This window comes from Arthrobacter sp. Dra40 (assembly GCF_059091905.1).
In genome coordinates this window covers 93,551-111,484 of sequence record NZ_JBNHHB010000007.1, presented here as the reverse complement: position 1 = coordinate 111,484, position 17,934 = coordinate 93,551, and the positions used below count along the sequence as shown (strand labels likewise).

18 protein-coding genes and 1 pseudogene are annotated in these 17,934 nt (G+C 65.2%); 9 read left to right on the top strand and 10 right to left on the bottom strand.

All coding sequences use genetic code 11. From position 1 onward, the window contains the following. From AC5RWT_RS05870 to fdhA, 6 genes are all read left to right on the top strand, one after another. Entirely contained in the window at positions 1 to 384 is a 384-nt protein-coding gene (locus tag AC5RWT_RS05870; protein WP_494079517.1) for a DUF2304 domain-containing protein, read from the top strand. Continuing rightward, positions 381 to 1,550 (top strand): glycosyltransferase, encoded by a 1,170-nt coding sequence (locus AC5RWT_RS05865; RefSeq protein WP_494079516.1) that lies wholly within the window; start codon positions 381 to 383, stop codon positions 1,548 to 1,550. The genes AC5RWT_RS05870 and AC5RWT_RS05865 overlap by 4 nt, the downstream gene beginning before the upstream one ends. Further along, positions 1,547 to 2,683 carry a glycosyltransferase family protein gene (locus AC5RWT_RS05860; protein WP_494079515.1) on the top strand — a complete coding sequence of 379 codons (1,137 nt, stop codon included), beginning with the start codon at positions 1,547 to 1,549 and terminating at the stop codon, positions 2,681 to 2,683. The genes AC5RWT_RS05865 and AC5RWT_RS05860 overlap by 4 nt, the downstream gene beginning before the upstream one ends. 3 nt (positions 2,684 to 2,686) lie before the next feature. Then, on the top strand, positions 2,687 to 3,667 hold the full coding sequence (locus tag AC5RWT_RS05855; RefSeq protein ID WP_494079514.1) for a glycosyltransferase: 981 nt from the start codon (positions 2,687 to 2,689) through the stop codon (positions 3,665 to 3,667). Between the two features lie 169 nt (positions 3,668 to 3,836). Continuing rightward, positions 3,837 to 4,634, top strand: coding sequence for an MIP/aquaporin family protein (locus AC5RWT_RS05850; protein ID WP_494045599.1), 798 nt, complete (start codon positions 3,837 to 3,839; stop codon positions 4,632 to 4,634). A 69-nt stretch (positions 4,635 to 4,703) separates the two neighbouring features. Beyond that, a complete protein-coding gene (gene fdhA / locus AC5RWT_RS05845) occupies positions 4,704 to 5,918 on the top strand; it encodes a formaldehyde dehydrogenase, glutathione-independent (RefSeq protein WP_494045600.1) in 1,215 nt (404 codons plus the stop codon). A 394-nt stretch (positions 5,919 to 6,312) separates the two neighbouring features. On the opposite strand, the gene AC5RWT_RS05840 is transcribed toward fdhA, so the two are convergent. From AC5RWT_RS05840 to AC5RWT_RS05805, 8 genes are all read right to left on the bottom strand, one after another. Next, entirely contained in the window at positions 6,313 to 6,726 is a 414-nt protein-coding gene (locus tag AC5RWT_RS05840; protein WP_494079513.1) for a pilus assembly protein TadG-related protein, read from the bottom strand. Positions 6,727 to 6,812: 86 nt separating this feature from the next. Further along, positions 6,813 to 7,265, bottom strand: a complete 453-nt coding sequence (locus tag AC5RWT_RS05835; protein WP_494045602.1) for a hypothetical protein — start codon at positions 7,263 to 7,265, stop codon at positions 6,813 to 6,815. Positions 7,266 to 7,341: 76 nt separating this feature from the next. Beyond that, the gene (locus tag AC5RWT_RS05830) at positions 7,342 to 7,686 is read right to left on the bottom strand and encodes a TadE family protein (protein WP_494045603.1); all 345 of its coding nucleotides are present in this window, start codon (positions 7,684 to 7,686) and stop codon (positions 7,342 to 7,344) included. A gap of 109 nt (positions 7,687 to 7,795) precedes the next feature. Continuing rightward, positions 7,796 to 8,026, bottom strand: a complete 231-nt coding sequence (locus AC5RWT_RS05825; protein ID WP_494045604.1) for a hypothetical protein — start codon at positions 8,024 to 8,026, stop codon at positions 7,796 to 7,798. A gap of 53 nt (positions 8,027 to 8,079) precedes the next feature. Further along, on the bottom strand, positions 8,080 to 9,021 hold the full coding sequence (locus tag AC5RWT_RS05820) for a type II secretion system F family protein (protein ID WP_494045605.1): 942 nt from the start codon (positions 9,019 to 9,021) through the stop codon (positions 8,080 to 8,082). Further along, the gene (locus tag AC5RWT_RS05815; protein WP_494079512.1) at positions 9,018 to 9,875 is read right to left on the bottom strand and encodes a type II secretion system F family protein; all 858 of its coding nucleotides are present in this window, start codon (positions 9,873 to 9,875) and stop codon (positions 9,018 to 9,020) included. The genes AC5RWT_RS05820 and AC5RWT_RS05815 overlap by 4 nt, the downstream gene beginning before the upstream one ends. Beyond that, a complete protein-coding gene (locus tag AC5RWT_RS05810) occupies positions 9,872 to 11,098 on the bottom strand; it encodes a TadA family conjugal transfer-associated ATPase (RefSeq protein WP_494079511.1) in 1,227 nt (408 codons plus the stop codon). The genes AC5RWT_RS05815 and AC5RWT_RS05810 overlap by 4 nt, the downstream gene beginning before the upstream one ends. 238 nt (positions 11,099 to 11,336) lie before the next feature. After that, positions 11,337 to 13,154 (bottom strand): ABC transporter ATP-binding protein, encoded by a 1,818-nt coding sequence (locus tag AC5RWT_RS05805; RefSeq protein ID WP_494079510.1) that lies wholly within the window; start codon positions 13,152 to 13,154, stop codon positions 11,337 to 11,339. Between the two features lie 200 nt (positions 13,155 to 13,354). Here AC5RWT_RS05805 and AC5RWT_RS05800 point away from each other — a divergent pair. From AC5RWT_RS05800 to AC5RWT_RS05790, 3 genes and pseudogenes are all read left to right on the top strand, one after another. After that, a pseudogene (locus AC5RWT_RS05800) lies at positions 13,355 to 14,245 on the top strand (TadA family conjugal transfer-associated ATPase); the annotation flags it as partial. Positions 14,246 to 14,380: 135 nt separating this feature from the next. Continuing rightward, positions 14,381 to 14,863: a hypothetical protein gene (locus AC5RWT_RS05795; protein WP_494079509.1), complete on the top strand. Its 483-nt coding sequence runs from the start codon at positions 14,381 to 14,383 to the stop codon at positions 14,861 to 14,863. 197 nt (positions 14,864 to 15,060) lie between these two features. Beyond that, positions 15,061 to 15,381, top strand: coding sequence for a pilus assembly protein TadG-related protein (locus AC5RWT_RS05790; RefSeq protein ID WP_494079508.1), 321 nt, complete (start codon positions 15,061 to 15,063; stop codon positions 15,379 to 15,381). Positions 15,382 to 15,525: 144 nt separating this feature from the next. Here the strand turns inward: AC5RWT_RS05790 and AC5RWT_RS05785 are convergent, their stop codons facing one another. Next, the gene (locus AC5RWT_RS05785) at positions 15,526 to 16,407 is read right to left on the bottom strand and encodes an alpha/beta fold hydrolase (protein WP_494079507.1); all 882 of its coding nucleotides are present in this window, start codon (positions 16,405 to 16,407) and stop codon (positions 15,526 to 15,528) included. A 142-nt stretch (positions 16,408 to 16,549) separates the two neighbouring features. After that, positions 16,550 to 17,854 carry a S8 family serine peptidase gene (locus tag AC5RWT_RS05780; RefSeq protein WP_494079506.1) on the bottom strand — a complete coding sequence of 435 codons (1,305 nt, stop codon included), beginning with the start codon at positions 17,852 to 17,854 and terminating at the stop codon, positions 16,550 to 16,552. Between the last annotated feature and the right edge of the window lie 80 nt (positions 17,855 to 17,934).

Genomic DNA, 17,934 nt, shown 5'->3' with positions numbered 1-17,934 from the left:
ATGCTCATAGTCGTCCAAATTGTCCTGGTCCTGGCCGTCGCCCTCGGCGCGCTGGCACTCATGCGCGGGGGCCAGAACGCGCGCCACCAAGCCGTGCGCCGGATCCTGCTGATGCTCTTCGCCGTGCTGGCGGCACTCTCCGTGTTCTTCCCCGGCATGCTGACCGCCGTAGCGAATGCGCTGGGCATCGGCCGCGGCACCGATCTGGTGCTCTACGGGCTCATCGTGTGTTTCCTGATCTTCATGGCCAGCTCGTTCCAGCGCACGCGCCAACTGGAGGCACGGATTACCAAGTTGGCCCGCCGGATTGCGCTGGACGAAGCGCCGCGCCCGGAGGACGCGGCCGGACCCGATGACTCCGCGCGGCCGGGGACCGGCCCATGACGGTGCCGGAAGCCGAGATCGTGATTGCCGTGCACACGGCGGACCGGCCCGTCCGGCGGGCTGTGGAATCCGTGCTGGCCGCCGCGCCCGGACGCGTCGGCGCCACCGTCGTGTGCCACAACATGGATCCCGGGCCGGTGCGCGAACAGCTGGCCGGCCTGCCGGAGACCGTGCGGCTGCTCGAACTGGCCGACGGCATTCCGTCCCCGGCCGGTCCGTTCAACTATGGCCTAAGCCAGGCACGTGCCGGCTTCGTCGGCATCATGGGGTCGGACGACACGCTGGAGCCCGGAGCCGTCTCCGCGTGGCTGGATGCCGCGCAGGCCACCGGCGCCGCCGCCGTCATCGCGCCGGTCCGCTACCGCGGCGGCCCGCGGATCCTGACCCCGCGCGCCCGCGTGTTCCGTGGCCGGCTGCTGGATCCGCTGCGCGACCGGCTGGCCTACCGGACGGCGCCGCTGGGACTGATCCGGCGCGCGGCGATCGGCCAGCTGGGGCTCCGGCTGAGCCAGGGACTGCGCACCGGCGAGGACCTGGAATTCGGCCTGCGGCTGTGGTTTTCCGGTGAGAAGATCGCCTACCCGGCCCACGCCCCGGCGTATCTGGTGGGGCAGGACGCGGACGAACGCGTGACGTCGGCCGTTCTGCCGCTGAGCAGCCAGTTCCAGGACGTCACGTCGCTGGTTTCCGGGACCTGGTATCCGGAGCTGCCCGCTGCCCAGCGGGAAGCCATCGCGGTGAAGCTGCTGCGCGGCCACGTGATCAGCGCCGCCGTCCGCCGAGGTGCGCAGTTCGCCTGGGGAACCGAGGACCGGCAAGCGATCTCCGCCGTCGTGCGCTCCCTCACGGCCGTGGCACCCGGGGCGCCGCGCCTGCTCAGCGCCCCGGACGAACGCCTGCTGCTGGTGCTGCGCGATGCGGTCTCCGGCGAGGAAATATCGGCCGAATTACGACGGCGGGCGGCCGCCAATGCGCTGCAGCGCACCTTCACCCGGCGCTGGCTCGCCAACGCCCGGCGCGAAGCGCCGCTGCGGACCAACCTGAACTCGCTCGTTTTCACCGCGGCGTGCCGGCTGCACCGCTCCCGGCCGTCGGTACGCGCCGCGGCCGCGGGATCACCGGCCGCTCCGGCATCCGACAGAACCGATGGAAGGCAGCCTCGTTGACTGGACCCCGCTCCCTGCTGATCCTCTCGCTCTCGCCGCTGCGCAGCGACCCGCGGGTGCTCAAGCAGATCACGCTGTTCCGCGACACGTACCGGGTGTTCACCTGCGGGTTTGGCCCGGCACCGGACGGCGTCGCCGAGCATTTTGAACTGGATACCGCGCTGGCCAGCTGGCCCCGCGATCCGCAGCGGCTGGCCCTGCGCCGCTACGTGGACGTGTACTGGAACATTGCCGCCGTGGCGCAAGCGCGCAAGCTGCTGCGCGGCCAGCACTTTGATGCCGTGCTGGCCAACGACACCAACACCGTGCCGCTGGCGCTGTGCCTGGAGCCGAAGCATGGCGTGCACGCGGACCTGCACGAGTTCGCGCCGAAGGAGCACTTCAACAAGCCAGCCTGGCGGGCGCTGGTGGCCCCCTACGTGCGCTGGCTCTGCCGCACCTACCTGCCCGCCGTGTGCTCGGTCACCACGGTGGCGGAGGGCATCGCCGAGCAGTACACCAAGGACTTCGGCGTCGCCGCCTCGGTGGTCACCAACGCCGCCCCGTACGCGGACAAGCAGCCGCGGCCCACCGGCGAAAAGATCCGGATGATCTACAGTTCCGCCGGGCAGCGCTACCGCAAGATCGAAGACATCATGGCGGCCATGCGCGGTGCCCCCGAGCACCTGGAACTGGACCTGATCGTGATGCCGAACGAACCGGCCTACGTCGCCGAGCTCAAGGCACTCGGCGAGGAGTTGCCGCGGGTGCGGTTCCGCGAGCCGGTCCCGTATGACCAGTTGGTGGACACCGTGGCCGAATACGACGTCGCCATCTCGATCATCCCGCCCACCAACTTCAACCTCGCGCACGCCCTGCCGAACAAGTTCTTCGAGGCGGTCCAGGCCCGCACCGGGCTGATCATCGGCCCGTCGCCGGCCATGGAAACCTTGCTGCGCCGGCACGGACTGGGTGCCGTCACCGCCGACTTCAGCCCCGCCGCGCTGGTGGAGGTGCTCAAGATGCTGACGCCCCAGCTGGTAGATGAGTGGAAGGCGAACGCGCACGCCGCCGCCCGCGAGTTGTCCTCCGAACACCAGATCAAGGGCTGGGAGCACGCGGTGGACGGCCTGTTCGCCCGGCAGGAGGCCTGAGCGGTGGCCGCCGAACCGCGCGTCCTGCACATCTATGACGCGGCCGACGTCGGTGCCACCTTGGTCAAGTATGGCCGGCGCGCGGGGAAGCCGTGGCGGCACTTCAACGTGGTGCCGCCCGAAGGCACGGCAACATCCGTTGTGGGCCGGGCGGGGAAGCTCGCCGCAGGTGCCGCCTGGCAGGCGCGGCGGGCGGCCGCCATCCTGCGGTCGGACCTGCTGCACGTGCATTCCGGCTCGCGGATCGGCGTGGTGCGGTCCCGTCCGGTCAAGCCGTTCCTGCTGCATTTCCACGGCACTGATATCCGCACCCAGTATTACGAATCCGCCCGCCGGCCCGCGCTGCAGTGGGGAGCCGACCATGCCGCGAAGGTCCTATACTCCACCCCGGACCTGCGCGTACACGCCGAAGCCGCCCGCGCAGACGCGGCCTACCTGCCGAACCCGGTGGACCTGGAGGAGCTGCCTGAGTGGCGCCGCACTGATCGGCCGCGGATTGTTTTCGCCTCCCGTTGGCATTCCTCTAAGGGCGGCCAGCAGCAGCTGGAACTGGTGCGCGCGCTACGCGCCGCCGTCGGGCCCGACGTGGAACTGCAGGGGCTGGACTGGGGCGACGGTGCGCCGCAGGCCGCGGAGCTCGGGGTCGTGCTGGTCCCGAAGATGCCCAAGCCGGAATACTTGCGCTGGCTCGCGTCGGCGCACGTAGTGGTCGGCCAGAGCGCCGGCATCCTGGCCATGAGCGAACTACAGGCCATCGGCATCGGCCTACCCGTCGTCATGCAACTGGCGGAGGGGTACTACCAGTCGCCTCCAATCCTGCAGGGGGATACCGCCGACGCGCTGGCAACTGCGGCCACCTCCGCCCTGGCTGACCCGGCAGGCACGTCCACTGCCTTGGGCGGCCGGGCCTGGCTCCAGGAACACCACGACCCGGTCCGTTTGGTGCGCCGGCTGGCCAAGTTCTACGCCGAAGCGGCCGAATAGAGCGCCGCTGCTCCGGCGTCAGACGAGCCCGAGGCAACATTCGCAGGGTTAAAGGATGCCCGTATCTGCCACTATTGACGCCCTTCGGAAGCCCGGCCTAGACTCTGAGCACTTCCACCTTGTTCCATTTTCGTAACATTTCCTCGTTTTCCACATGGAATGGTGCAAAATGACCCCGACTTTAATGCGGCGGCTTGCGGCCGAAGTGATCGGCACCGCAGTACTGGTGATTTTTGGAGTCGGCTCGGTGCTGGGGGCGCTGACTGTGGGCGCCGGCGATCTGACCTATCCGGGGGTTGGGTTTATTTCCCTCGGATTTGCCATTGCCATTGCCGTGGCCATCTATGCGTTCTTGGCGGTTTCGGGCGCCCACATCAATCCGGCCGTGACCTTCGCGCTGGCGGTCACCAGACGATTTCCCTGGGTGGAAGTAGTTCCCTACTTTCTTGCCCAGTTGGTCGGCGCCGCCGTCGGCAGCCTCCTGCTCGTGGCCTCGTTCGGCATGAGCGCGGTGGACTTCGGCGGAGGCGCGACCATGTTGGGTGACGGGGTCTCCTACGGCCAAGGCATCATTGCGGAGGCGGTGGGAACCTTCCTGCTCATGCTCTCGATCATGGCGGTGGCGGTGGACCAGCGGGCGCCGAAGGGCTGGGCGGGCCTGATCATCGGGCTCGCTGTCGCCGGTGCCATCCTGGTAATGGCTCCGCTGACCGGCGGTTCGCTCAACCCGGCCCGGACCTTTGGCCCGAACCTCGTGCAGTCCATCTTCGGCGGCGCCGTCGAATGGTCCCAGTACCCGCTCTACATACTGGGTCCCTTCATCGGCAGCTGTGCCGCCGCCATCGCCTACGACCTGGTCGTCCGCCCGCGCGAGGTCCCCGAAGGCGAGCCCCGCGCCGACGATGTGTCAATGTCCGCGGAAAAGGACAAGAAACCCGATTCCGACAAAGAACAAAAACCAGAATAAGAGAAACAATGCGGCTGCGCAGGGCCCGTTGGCTTAGCGCGGTTTTGGGATAAAAACGGAGGGAAAACCATGACGGGAAATCGTGTAGTCGTCTATAAGGGCCCGGGGGAAGTGGCGGTTGAAACGATCGACTACCCCAAGCTGGAGCTGCCTTCCGAGGTCGCCAACAAGATGGGAATCCAACAGAAGGCACCGCACGCCGCGATTCTCAAGCTGGTGGCGACCAACATCTGCGGAAGCGACCAGCACATGGTGCGCGGGCGCACTACCGCGCCGGTCGGCCAGTCGCTCGGCCACGAGATCACCGGGGAGGTGGTCGAGACGGGTGACGACGTGCTCTTCGTGAAGGAGGGCGATATATGCTCGGTGCCCTTCAACATCGCCTGCGGCCGCTGCCGGATGTGCAACGAGGGGAAAACCGGCGTCTGCCTCAACGTGAACCCCGCCCGGCCGGGTGCCGCCTACGGGTACGTGGACATGGGCGGCTGGATCGGAGGCCAGGCCGAGTACGTGATGGTGCCATATGCGGATTTTAATCTGCTCAAGTTCCCGGACCGGGACCAGGCGCTGGAAAAGATCCTGGACCTGACCATGCTCTCGGACATCTTCCCCACCGGCTACCACGGCGCCTTCACCGCCGGGGTCACCACAGGTTCCACGGTCTACATCGCCGGAGCGGGGCCGGTGGGCCTGGCTGCGGCCTTCTCCTCGCACGTGCTGGGCGCCTCGGCCGTCGTCGTCGGCGACATGAACGCCGACCGGTTGAGGCAGGCCGCCAGCTTCGGCTGCGAGACCATCGACCTGAGCCAGGAAGGCTCGCTGCCGGAAAGGATCGAGCAGATCCTCGGCGTCCCCGTGGTGGATGCGGCGGTGGACGCGGTCGGGTTCGAGGCCAAGGGGCACGGAGCCAATGCCGCTGAGGCACCGGCGACGGTGCTGAACGACATCATGTCGGTGACCCAGGTGGGCGGTGCCCTGGGCATCCCGGGCCTCTACGTCACCGGAGACCCGGGCGGCATCGACGAGAACGCCAAGGTCGGCCAGATCGGTGTGCAGTTGGGCACCGGCTGGGCGAAGTCGCTCTCGTTCACCACGGGGCAGTGCCCGGTGAAGAGGTACAACCGCAGGCTAATGGACCTGATCTTGGCAGATAAGGCCAACATTTCCAAGGCCGTGAACGCTACCCCCATCAGCCTGGACGAGGCGCCTCAAAGTTACCGGGAATTCGACCAAGGAGCGGCCAAAAAGTACGTGATCGATCCACACGGGATGGTCGCCGCGTAGGACCTCCGTTCGGAAAAGCAGCGGTGACTGGCTGCGCCCCGGCCTGCGCCTGGGCGCAGCCACCGCCGCAGATTGGCAGCATCGTCTCCGGGTCCGGCCCCTCCTACGTCCCCGTCTGGCCGAGCGTCCTACGTCGCGCGGGTCCTCACCTTCGCGCAGCACCGCCCGCGTTTGACGTCCGCCGTCTTGGCCTGCATGAAGTTCAACACCGGAGCCCGGAGAAGGTAATCGTTGGCTCTCCGAACAGCTTCCTTTGCAAGCTGCGCCTGGTCGGGGGGGCGGTGGGCACATCTCCGTGCTGGACGCCTCCGCCGAAACCGTCCTGCAGCAGTTGCACCAAGAGGCGCTTCGGTAAATGCCCGAGGTAAGGGATCATGCTGGCTACCGGCTGCGCTCAGCGTGTGAGCTCGGAGCGTGCGTCGCTGGAGACGGTGACCGGTATGCCTGCCGGGACCAGGAAATTGACCAGCGGTGGCCGGACCACCGCGCTCAGTTCGACGTGCGCCGTGCGCCGCTCCGGGGAGCCGGTGCCGCCGCCAACCGTCAACTGGTCGAATCTCCCGTAGGCATCCGTCTCTGACAAGTAGCGAAGGACCGATCCCCGGACGGATCCGCCGTCCAACGATGGCACAGGAGCGCCTGATCCGGGCTCGACGTCGGCCAAGGCGAAAGTGTCTGCGGCTGCCAGCGCTGCCCCGTCGGCGACGGATAAGAGCTTTTTCCTTTCGACGTAGAGGGTCGATGCCCCCATCACCACGGTCAGGATCAGCAGGCTCAATAAGACGAAGCCTATGAGCAGAACCAGCACTTGGCCGTCTTCATCCCACCGCCCCTGCTGGTGGCTGGCTCCTACAAGGCCACGCGCTGCTCTGGGACTCGCGGGTTCCTTGGCCATCATCCGTACCGTTCTACGATTTGAGTCGCCGAGGAGTTCACGGTCGCCATGCTCAGCCCGGTGCCGCCGAGTAGCGGCAGCGGGACTGAAATCGAGACTTCTGCCGTGACCGACGAGCCGGGTTCCAGGCACGCACCGTTGCCACAGCTGATTCTGAGATCCAGTTGATCCGGGCCTATACCGAAGTCTCCTGCTGCAAAGAGCGCCGCCTGATGCGCTGCCTGACCTCCATCTGTGGCCTCGTCGGACCCGGCATACACCTTCGCCGCTTGGTCGGCAGCATTCACCACGGCAAAAGAGGCGGCCTGTACCTGCGAAACGGAGATAACGAAATAAACCGTCGGCACCAAGAGCAACGTTCCAAGGAAGACGAACTCAACGACCGCGCTCCCCGCCTCGCCTCCCTGACCGTCGCCCAGGCATTCCCTCAGCCGCTGCCGCAGGCGCGTCATCGCGCCCCTCCGACAGGTCAGGGCTTCGGCACCCGTTCGGCGGCACCCTGCCCCGGGCCGGGCAGCCGCTGTGCGGTCAGCGTGGAAGCGCCGCATGACCGTGGACTTCCAAGGCACCGCTTGGACCGACCAGTCCCAGCGCAGGCAGCGGCGCCCGGACCGTAACCCGCAACGTGCGCACGCCGGACCGGAGGACCTCCTCGACGTGTACATCTTGTGCATAGTCGCCGGTCAGCGCAGCGGAGATCAAGGCAATTGTCCGCTCCTGCGCGTCGGCGGCACCTCGATCGGCCAAGGTTCCGTAGCGGGCACCGGACCCTGCGGCGTCGATAAGTGTGTTGCGGACATGCAGGACTAGGGTCAGCTGCATGATCGACACAAAGATCAGGGTGAGCACTCCACCGACCAAAACGAAGTCCACGCTCGCTGAGCCACGATCGGCTGAGCGGACCCGGTCCTGGCCGGGACTACGGCTGGCGGCTGATTCGGTAGACCGCCGCAACCGGCGATCCCACAGACAATGACCCACGTCAGGGCTGCGTCACGCGGCCAATTGCGTCATTGAACAGGCCTTCCAAAGCCGGTTTGGCTAGAGCCAAGATGCCTGCCACGAGGACTGCCGACATCAGCGTAATCATCACCCACCCCGGGACATCCCCGCGTTCTCCATCCGCGGGCCGAACTGACTTTCGCACGCGATCCAGCCCTCCGCTCCAGATCAGCGACAGCGTGGCAACGACCCTGAGCGATAGTTTCGTCATGTCCTCGTTCCTTTCTAGTTTGCGAGTTTGACTCATACGGTTCCTTCTGTCCCTCACCAGCCGAGATTGATCAGCGCAATTCCCGGATACACGGCAAACAACACCGTCAACGGTAAGACGCCGAAAACCAGCGGCACCATCATGCCGATTTCCTTCTTGCCGGCCGACTCCATCAGGTTCCGTTTGGCCATATCGCGCACGTCCTGTGCTTGCGCCCGCAGGACATCCGCCAGCGGGGTCCCGCGTTCAACAGCAACGGTCATCCCATCGACAAAGCGCACCAGCGCAGGCAAACGGGTCCGATGTGAAAACTCCTGCAACGCCGTCAACACCGGCGTACCCGAGCGGGTCTGTGCGAGTACCACCGCAAATTCCTGAGCCAGTTCGCCGTGAGCGCTGCGACAGATTCTCTCCAGTGCACCGGTCGCGCTTTCACCTGCACTGACTGCCAATGCCATCAATTCCGCCAGACTAGGGAATTCCGCCAGCATCTTTGCCTCGCGGCGTTGTATCTGGGCGGTCAAGAGGTAGTCCCGCAGCATGAACCCGCCGGTGGCCAGCCCAACGGTCAGAATCACCGCAAGCACCGGATCCAGCGAGCCTCCTGCCGCCGTCGTAATCATCCACGCGATGCCGATGAGGAACCCTGCCACTGCCCACAGCAATTGCTCGGCGCGAAAATCGACCGTGCTCTGCTTGCGTCCGGCCTGCAGCAACCGCTTGGACAACAAGGTCGAACCGAAGTTGAATCGCCCAAGCCACGCGACCGAGTCACGGAGCACCGGCCGGAAAATTCTCTCCAAGGGACCGAACGGCGTGACATTTCCCGGTCCGTTGTCCAACAGCCGCGATTTCATCTCGATCGCCTTCAGCTGAGGGGCAATACGATCGGCAAATCTCGTGGGACGGAAGAACGGCAAACGCGTAGCCGTCAGCCACAGCCCCACTCCCAGGGCAATGCCGACCAACACAGTCAATGCCCCCATGTGGATCATCGGAGTACCCGCTCCTCTTCGGGGAGCGATCCAATACGCAGCATGAGCCGATAGCACACCAGCGAAACGACTAGACCGCCGAGCAGCACGGCTGCCCCGGGTGCGGTGTTGTAGGCTGCCACCGCTTCGGGCCTGGTGGCCAACAGCATCAAGATGATCCAGGGAGCAGCAACGGCCAACCGGGCAGCGTTGACCGTCCACGACTGCCGTGCCTCGAGTTCGCTGCGGGTCCGTGCGCTGTCACGGAGAAAGTCGGCCAAGGTTCCGAGCAACCTGCCCAAGTCGGTGCCGCCAACCTCTCGCGTCATGCGCAGCGCCTCGACGATCCGATCAGCCACCGGATCCGACAGTCTGGCTTTGAGCCGTTCCAACGCATCGTCGAAATGCCCGCCTGCCCGATAGTCGGTGGCGAACGCGCTGAAGGCCGGCCGCAACTCCACCGGCCCACGCGTTCCCAGCTGAACCAGTGCCTCGGGCAGGGACAGCCCCGCCCGGATCGCGGACCGGAGATGGTCGACGACGTCCGGCCAGATTTCGCGTAAAGCGGCGGTACGACGGCGCGCCCTCCAGCGAACGAGAACGAGCGGGAGCCAGCCTCCGAACAAGCCGAAACAGGCTGCGATCGGGCCCGACGCCGCCAGGGCAAAAACGATCAGGAAAGTAGCCGCGGCCGTTCCCACACAGCTGGCCAGGAGCGCCTTCGACGAGACCTTCTCGATACCGGCCTGATTGATCACGAGCTGGAGCCGGCTCAGCCGCTTCTGCCGCGAAGGTCTGCCCGGCGGTTTTTCCCAGCAAGACCACCAGATCAAAAACAAACCGATCCCGCCCACAAGTCCCGTCGCCGCCGTCATGACACGGGTTCCAGCAGTTGCATCACTTCGTATCCGGCACGCATAAACTTTTCCTCCGCCGGACTCGCGGAGGGACTGACCTCCAGCTGGCCACCCTGCCGGCTGAAAACGGTGGACGTCTCGATGATGCCGTTCTCCACTCGGCGGCCCAGCGAAACAATCTCTACGACCTGTCTCCTGCCGTCTGGCCGGCGGGCACAATGGACGACGAGGTCGATGCACGATGCCACCGTTGGAACCACAAAGGCTGACGAGATGTTCTGGCCCGCCAGCAGTGGCAGCGTACATATCTTGGTAATTGCGTCGTGAGCACTATTTGCATGGACGGTGCACATGCCAGGAAGCCCGCTGTTAAGTGCCACGAGCATGTCCAAACTTTCCGCTTCCCTGACTTCTCCGACTATCAACCGATCGGGTCGCATCCGCAGGGCCTCTTTAACCAAACGCCGCAACGGTATGGCTCCTTCGCCTTCCAGATTCGGTTGCCGACACTGCAGCCCTACAACTTCGCGCAGTGGCAACTGCAATTCGAAGATTTCCTCGACCGTGACAACGCGCTCCCGGCTGCCAATAGCGGCTGCCAAACAGTTAAGCAACGTGGTCTTCCCCGCCTGAGTAGCTCCAGATACAAGGATGTTCAGTCCGCTGCTGACCGTCGCCCCAAGGAAACGGGCTGCTTCCGGCGTCAGCGATCCCAGGTCGACCAAGTGCTCCAACCGGGAAGCGTGGGCAATGAACTTCCTGATGTTGACCGACCAGTGCTGGCGGGTGATGTCCGGAATGACCACATGCAGGCGTGAACCATCGGGCAGGGCAGCATCGACAAAGGGCGAGGACAAGTCCAGGCGGCGGCCGGAGGACTTGAGCATCCGCTCCACGAGGTCCCGCACCTGCTGTTGCGTGAGCGTCACCGATGTCAGCTCCGACTCCCCGCCTCTGGCTACATATACCTCCGACGGTGAGTTGATCCAGACTTCTTCAATCGAGGGATCGTCCAGCAGCGGCTGCAACGGACCGAATCCGGCCACCGCATCAAAAATGTACTTGCGTGCATGGTCCAGTTGCCCGAGCGGAGGGAGGGTCCCCAACAAGGACCGATCGTCATAGTTCATCACCGCTGCTTCGACCAGCCGTCGGACCTCCGGACCTTGGCGGGCAGGGTCCAATCCGCGTTGGCGGATCAGCTCGCGGACCTCACCCTCGACGATCCGGATGGCATCCATCCTTCCCCCCTTTTCAACCCCCAAGCGCAACCGCCCCGCGAAGTTGAGACCGGCGGGCAGCCGCTTGCACTGAACCCTAGGCGACCACTCTTCCGGCGGGCTAGCCCCAACCGGCGGATTGTGGAAAACCCGTCCCAACTTTCATCCGCCACTGGTCAGAAGCCGCAGCGGGTGACAAAGGCGCGATGCAACCCTCCTTGGGAGGAACACCACCGATCAGCAAGAACCAGGAGCCGCCTTACCGGCGTTCGTCCACCGGCTTCTCGGTCTTCCCAAGGCCCGCCAGCGCAGCCTGCTCGGCGAAGTCGGGGACGCTGGCCACCACCTCGTCGAAGGTTCCGGCCGCCGCCACGGTTCCGCCGCGCATGAAGAACACTATGTCGGCGTCCCGGATGGTAGCCAGGCGGTGCGCAACGGTGATGACGGTGACGTCACCATGCAGCCGCCGGATCGCCGTCGTCACCGCCGCCTCCGTGGCGGTGTCGAGGGCGGAGGTGGCCTCGTCCATGACGAGCACCCGCGGGTTGTCATAAAGGGCGCGGGCAATGCCGAGGCGCTGGCGCTGTCCGCCGGAGAGGGCCATGCCGCGCTCACCTACCAAGGCGTCCAGGCCGCCGTCGCGCTGCATCACTGTGTCCAGCAACTGGGCACGGCGCAGGGCAATGGTCACCCGCTCCCGGTCCACGCGGGCCTCGTCCCAGGCCAACGCCACGTTCTGCGCGATCGAAGCGTCGAAGAGCGAGACTTCCTGCGGCACGTAGCCGATCCGCCGCCGCCAGGAATCCAGCACGAACTCCATTGGTTCGCCGCCGACCATGACGTGTCCATGGCTAGGCTCGAGCAGCCCCAGCAGCAGGTCCACCATGGTTGATTTGCCGGCGCCGGACGCACCGACGAAGGCCACGTGGCTGCCGGCCGGAATCCTGATGTTCACGTTGTGGAGGGCCGGCGCCGCCGCACCCGGATAGCTGAAGGCGACGTCCCGGAGCTCAATGTCCGCGGCGTGGTCCGGCAGTTCGTGCTGCGGACGTTCATCCCGCTGCCGGGACATTTCGGCTTCGCCCTCGTGGATGTCCTCGACGATCTGCCGGGCAAAGGACGCGCTGGTGTTCACCGAGGATTGCACCGCCTGCATACGCGTCAGCGACGGGATCAAACGGAACCCCGCGACGGCGAACAGGCCGACGGCGCTGACCGCTCCGGCCGGTCCGCCGGTTAGGTAGCCGACGCCGCCCAGCAGCGCGAAACCGAGGACCAGCGCGGTCTCCAGCACGTAGCGCGGGATCTGCGAAATCTGGATGGCGCCTGCGCGCGCTATCGAGGACTTGGTGCGGGTGCCGTGCACCTGTTCCTGCACCTCGGGTCCGCGGCCGGCCAGCGTGATTTCCTTAAGCGCTCCCAGCGCCTCGTACAGGGTCTTGGCCGTCCGGTTGGACCATTCGCGGTTCTCGCGGCCAATCGCGACGGCGCGGGGCGAGATTACCTTGGCCAGCAGCAGCGCCACCAGGCCCAGGTAGATCATGGTCACCACCGCTATCAGCGGCTGCGCCACGAAAAGCACGACGACGACCGCCGCCAGCGTGCCCAGCTCGCCGAACAGGCTCATCGCCGGCATCAGCACCCCGGAGACCGTGATTCCCACGCCCACGTCCACGGACCGGACAATCTCGGCGGAGTTGCGCCCCAGCCGCTTCTCCCACGGCGAGGCCAGGTAGGCGGCAAAAAGACGGTCGCCGATGGCTACTTCGTGCCGGGCGAAGCGCTTGGTGGCGAACCGCAGCAGCAGCACCGCCAGGATGCTCTTGAGCACAATCAGGAGGCAGATGAAGGTCAGGATCGGCAGCGCCATCCCGTTTTCGGCAACGTTGCCCACCAGCGGCAGTTCTGCGTCGGAACTCCCCACCAGGGCCGGCAGCAGCGCGGCAATCAAACCCAGCGCCACGACGTCCAGCAGGGCCAGCCCCGCGGATGCCGTGCCGTAGCCGGTGAGGAAACGCCGGCTGCCGGCCGGCAAGGTACGCAGCAGCGGCACGAGGACGTCGAAGATGCTTTTCATACTGCCCCTCAGCCTATTGCATCGCGCCTTTATCACCCGCGACAGCTCCTGACCAGTGGCTGAAGTTGGGACGGGTTTTCCACAATCCGCCAGCTGGGGGTATCCCGTCAGAAGAGTGGTCGCTTAGGGTTCAGCGCAAGCGGCTGCCCGGTCTCAACTTCGCGGGGCGGTTGCGCTTGGGGGTTGAAAAGGGGGAACGGATGGATGGCATCCGGATCGTCGAGGGTGAGGTCCGCGAGCTGATCCGCCAACGAGGCTTGGACCCTGCCCGCCAAGGTCCGGAGGTCCGACGGCTGGTCGAAGCAGCGGTGATGAACTATGACGATCGGTCCTTGTTGGGGACCCTCCCTCCGCTCGGGCAACTGGACCATGCACGCAAGTACATTTTTGATGCGGTGGCCGGATTCGGTCCGTTGCAGCCGCTGCTGGACGATCCCTCGATTGAAGAAGTCTGGATCAACTCACCGTCGGAAGTCTATGTAGCCAGAGGCGGGGAGTCGGAGCTGACATCGGTGACGCTCACGCAACAGCAGGTGCGGGACCTCGTGGAGCGGATGCTCAAGTCCTCCGGCCGCCGTTTGGACTTGTCCTCGCCCTTTGTCGATGCTGCCCTGCCCGATGGTTCACGCCTGCATGTGGTCATCCCGGACATCACCCGCCAGCACTGGTCGGTCAACATCAGGAAGTTCATTGCCCACGCTTCCCGGTTGGAACACTTGGTCGACCTGGGATCGCTGACGCCGGAAGCAGCCCGTTTCCTTGGGGCGACGGTCAGCAGCGGACTGAACATCCTCGTGTCCGGGCAACCCAAGCCGGAAAAACCACGATGCTCAACTGTTTGGCAGCCGCTATTGGCAGCCGGGAGCGCGTTGTCACGGTCGAGGAAATCTTCGAATTGCAGTTGCCACTGCGCGAAGTTGTAGGGCTGCAGTGCCGGCAGCCGAATCTGGAAGGCGAAGGAGCCCTACCGCTGCGGCGCTTGGTTAAAGAGGCCCTGCGGATGCGGCCCTCGGTTGATTGTCGGCGAATTCCGGGAAGCGGAAAGTTTGGACATGCTCGTGGCGCTTAATAGCGGGCTTCCGGTCGTGTGCAGAACCCTCGTGGCCGTGACCTGCGGCTCAAGGTTTTTGCAAGGTGGGGGAACTTACAGTGGTCCCGGCCGCTGTATCAAGGTTTTCCTAGGTGGCTTTTGATAGGGGAAAGAACCAAACTGCAAGGAGCTCAAAATGAAACGCAGGCTGATTCCCACCGTACTCGTCGCCGGACTTATTGCGACTGCTGCTCCCGTAGCCGCTGCCAACGCAGCGCCACCAGACCCTGTCAGCGACAGCGACACGCTGACAAACTTTTGTACCTTCGACGTCGAGTACACACTGACCGGAAAATCGAAGGTGATCACCAAGCCCGACGGGCAAAGGATCATCACTTCTCCCGGCCAGCGCATAACGCTGTCCGCCAACGGCAATACTGTCAGCTATGTCATCACCGGCACACGCTTTGAACGCGACGTGGTGGCTGACGGCGAAACCACCACCGAAGTGGAAGTGAAGGGACGCAACATCCTGATCAATTCGATCGCGACATCTGAGAGGCCTGGAATATTCCTTGTGGTGGGCAACTTCAATTTTGCCCTTGACGCAGCCGGCGATGAGGTGCGGGTGTTCGACGGTCGTGGCCAGGTCACGGATGTCTGCGAGGCACTCTCGTAACTGCGCTATCCCCGGAAGCATTTGACTGTCCTGCAAGAGAAAGCAGCGTGGCCTCGACGGCGCCGCGGATCACGCGTTGCACGTCGGCGAGCTCGCTCCGAAGGCTAGCCCGATTCGCCTCCGACATACGACGGTCTCTGAGCGCTTTGAGCAGATCCTGTTCCGTTGCGACCCAATGTGGACGGTGCTCCGAGGTGATGACGGAGTTGCGGCACATCGGCTTCGTCTTATTGAGCCTGGTGATCCTGACCGTGGTGATGGGGGCATCGACCGTCTACGTCGAAAGGAAAAAGCTCTTATCCGTCGCCGACGGGGCAGCGCTGGCAGCCGCAGACACTTTCGCCTTGGCCGACGTCGAGGCTGGCTCAGGTGCTTTGGTGCCATCGTTGGACGGCGGATCCGTGCGGGGATCGGTCCTGCGTTACTTGTCAGAGACTGATGCCTACGAGAGATTCGACCAGTTGACGGTTGGCAGCGGCACCGGCTCCCCGGGGCGGCGCACGGCGCACGGCGAGTAGAGCGCGGTAATCCGGCCACCGGTGGTTAATTTCCTGATCCCGGCAGGCATACCGGTCACCGTCTCCAGCGACGCACGCTCAGAGCTCGGACGATAACCTGTAGCTCGTGTCAGGCGCCAGCTTTGGTCTGTTTTCGTTGGGCAGTTACCGAACCGCTTGCTGGTGCAGCAGCTGCAGGACGGTTTCGGCGGAGGCATCCAGCACGGAAATGTGCCCACCGCTTTCGACCAACTGCAGTTCGGCGGAGGGCAGCCGGTCAGAGAGCCAGTGCGCCGTCGCCACCGGAACGTTCCGGTCCACCGTCCCGTGCCAGATAAACGCTGGTACTCCGGGGTCCTCGACGGTGAATCCCCAAGGCGACGCAGCGAGCCTCATGTCGTCACGCACTCCGGTGGTGCCGTGTCGCAGGGCGTCGGCTAGGAAAGCAGCGAAGCGCGGTGCCGCCCCGGTCCGGGCTGCGACTGCCTGGTCCGCCTCCGGCATGCTCTTGCCCGAGGCGGCGATCATCTTTTCCGGGCTGCGGGTGCCGAACTTCATGAAGGCCAGGACGGCGGAGGTCAGCCGCGGCCGGTGCTGCGCGAACTTTAGGACCCTGGCGACGTCGGTTGATCGGCCGTCGGCCAGACCCGGGACGTCGGAGGGGCCGGACCCGGAGACGATGCTGACGCCGTCAATGCGGTGCGGGATCCGGTGCAGGCAGGCGAGGGCGGAAGGGGCGCCCATCGAGTACCCCATCACGCTGAACTTCTCCAGGCCCAGCCGGTCCGTGAACACTTCGACGTCGTCGGGCCATTCGAGAAGGGTGCGGCCCGGCTTGGGGGTGGACCCGCCGATTCCCGGCCGGTCCACCGCCAGCAGCCGCACACCGGCCTGGGCGGCGGCGTCGCCGAGGTTGAAGAACGCGGTTTCCAACTTGCCGCTGGGCGCACCATGGTGGTGCACCACCGGAGGGCCAAAGGGATCGCCAAGGTCGAAGTAAGCCAGAGTACGGCCGTCAGCTAGAGTGCAGGTCTTTTCCTCGTACACGGTTCCCCCCCCCGTTCATACCGGCCAAGACCCGATCAGCCTAGCAGCAGCCGGATCGGCCGGAAACGGATGGGCCGAGACCGCGCGTCGGTGGTGCGCGGCCACCGGAAGGGCGCGGAGGCACGCCACCGTGTTTTGGCGCCTAGTCGCACATAGCTGTGGTGGTGAGGTAACCGTAGTATTTGCCGGCAGCCGGTCGGAGCGGGTCACCGATGAACCCATACTGGCTGTTGTCGTTGTTGTACGCCTCGACGGCCGCGAGGAATTGCTTCATTACGGACGACCCGCCGCCCTGGCACATTCCGCTATAGATGCAGCGGGCGACTGAGCCGGCGACAGCCGGACTGGAGAAGCTCGTTCCGTGTGCCGTGTTGTAGAGGCCGCCCGGGTAAGTGGAGGTGATACAGACCCCGGGGGCTGCAACGGTGTGCGCTATGTCGGCAGGTTGAGTCGCGAAGTTGGAGAAGTTGGCGAACTGGTCATCGGGGCTGGGAACTGACCCTCCGCTGCAGATCGGCGTTGCCTTGCCGCCGGGGCGGCCGTCGTAGTCCGCCATGGCTGTGGCGGTGAGCACCTCGTCATAGGTGGCCGGAACGGTGTTAGCCAAGTCCGCCGCCGCATTGCCGGCCGCAACCGTCCAGGTGATTCCCTGCTCAACCCCCTGGCAAATCATCTGGTGCAGGGCATCGACCCCGTTGCCGCAATTTCCCTGGTCTTGGCCAAGGCCGCCGATGCTCATGTTGGCGACTTGGATGTCGTTCTGCGGGTCCGAATCCGTGCGTGTGGAGACTACCCAGTCGGCCGCGCAGAGCAGCGCAGCCTCTGAAATGGTGCCGGCGTCTGACATCACCCGGACGGACCAGAGCGGGGCGCCGTACGCGGTGCCGATGACGCCGAAGGTGTTGTTCTTCGCCGCCAGAACTCCGGCAACCATCGTTCCGTGCCCGTTCCGGTCAACGGGAGTTGCGTCGACCGCGGTGCCCGTGGAGCAGTCCACGCCACCGCGGACGTTCAGGTCTGGGTGGGTGCTGTCTATACCGGAGTCGATGACGGCGGTGTTGACCGCGATCTCCTGGCCGTTCGCAGCCGCCTCTTGAGGGGTGCCGCCGACACGCAGCCACCAAGTGGGCAGGAATCCAGTGACCGCGGGTGGCTCAGCGTCAACGGCCTCGTCTTCTGCCAACGTGAATGCCCGCTCGGGCGCAACGAAATCAACGGCCGGATCGGCATCGAGTTGGGCCGCCTTTGAGGCCGTCATGGTCCCCGAGTAGCCCTTCAGCGCGTGTTCATAGGTGCTTGAAAGGGTAAACCCGTATTCTTTCCCCTGCGCAGCTGCGGTGGAATCGACATTCGTGACGCTGTCCTTGAGAACGACTGTGTAGTCGCTTTCATCCTGGGCGGCTGCGGGTCCGGAAGCGGCGACGATGGTGGCGCCGGCCAAAATCACCGCGCTGAAAGCCCCAAGAATTCGTCGTGACCTCTCTGGATGCGGCGGCCGGCTGTCCTGCCGGCTTTCGGACTTTTGCC

Excerpts from the sequence above, each read along its gene's own strand:
- AC5RWT_RS05790 (WP_494079508.1), top strand. The coding sequence starts at position 15,061 with ATGACGGAGTTGCGGCACATCGGCTTCGTCTTATTGAGCCTGGTGATC.
- AC5RWT_RS05805 (WP_494079510.1), bottom strand. The coding sequence starts at position 13,154 with ATGAAAAGCATCTTCGACGTCCTCGTGCCGCTGCTGCGTACCTTGCCG.
- AC5RWT_RS05825 (WP_494045604.1), bottom strand. The coding sequence starts at position 8,026 with ATGACGAAACTATCGCTCAGGGTCGTTGCCACGCTGTCGCTGATCTGG.
- AC5RWT_RS05820 (WP_494045605.1), bottom strand. The coding sequence starts at position 9,021 with ATGATCCACATGGGGGCATTGACTGTGTTGGTCGGCATTGCCCTGGGA.
- AC5RWT_RS05865 (WP_494079516.1), top strand. The coding sequence starts at position 381 with ATGACGGTGCCGGAAGCCGAGATCGTGATTGCCGTGCACACGGCGGAC.
- AC5RWT_RS05810 (WP_494079511.1), bottom strand. The coding sequence starts at position 11,098 with ATGGATGCCATCCGGATCGTCGAGGGTGAGGTCCGCGAGCTGATCCGC.
- fdhA (WP_494045600.1), top strand. The coding sequence starts at position 4,704 with ATGACGGGAAATCGTGTAGTCGTCTATAAGGGCCCGGGGGAAGTGGCG.
- AC5RWT_RS05835 (WP_494045602.1), bottom strand. The coding sequence starts at position 7,265 with ATGACGCGCCTGCGGCAGCGGCTGAGGGAATGCCTGGGCGACGGTCAG.
- AC5RWT_RS05870 (WP_494079517.1), top strand. The coding sequence starts at position 1 with ATGCTCATAGTCGTCCAAATTGTCCTGGTCCTGGCCGTCGCCCTCGGC.
- AC5RWT_RS05815 (WP_494079512.1), bottom strand. The coding sequence starts at position 9,875 with ATGACGGCGGCGACGGGACTTGTGGGCGGGATCGGTTTGTTTTTGATC.
- AC5RWT_RS05795 (WP_494079509.1), top strand. The coding sequence starts at position 14,381 with ATGAAACGCAGGCTGATTCCCACCGTACTCGTCGCCGGACTTATTGCG.
- AC5RWT_RS05850 (WP_494045599.1), top strand. The coding sequence starts at position 3,837 with ATGACCCCGACTTTAATGCGGCGGCTTGCGGCCGAAGTGATCGGCACC.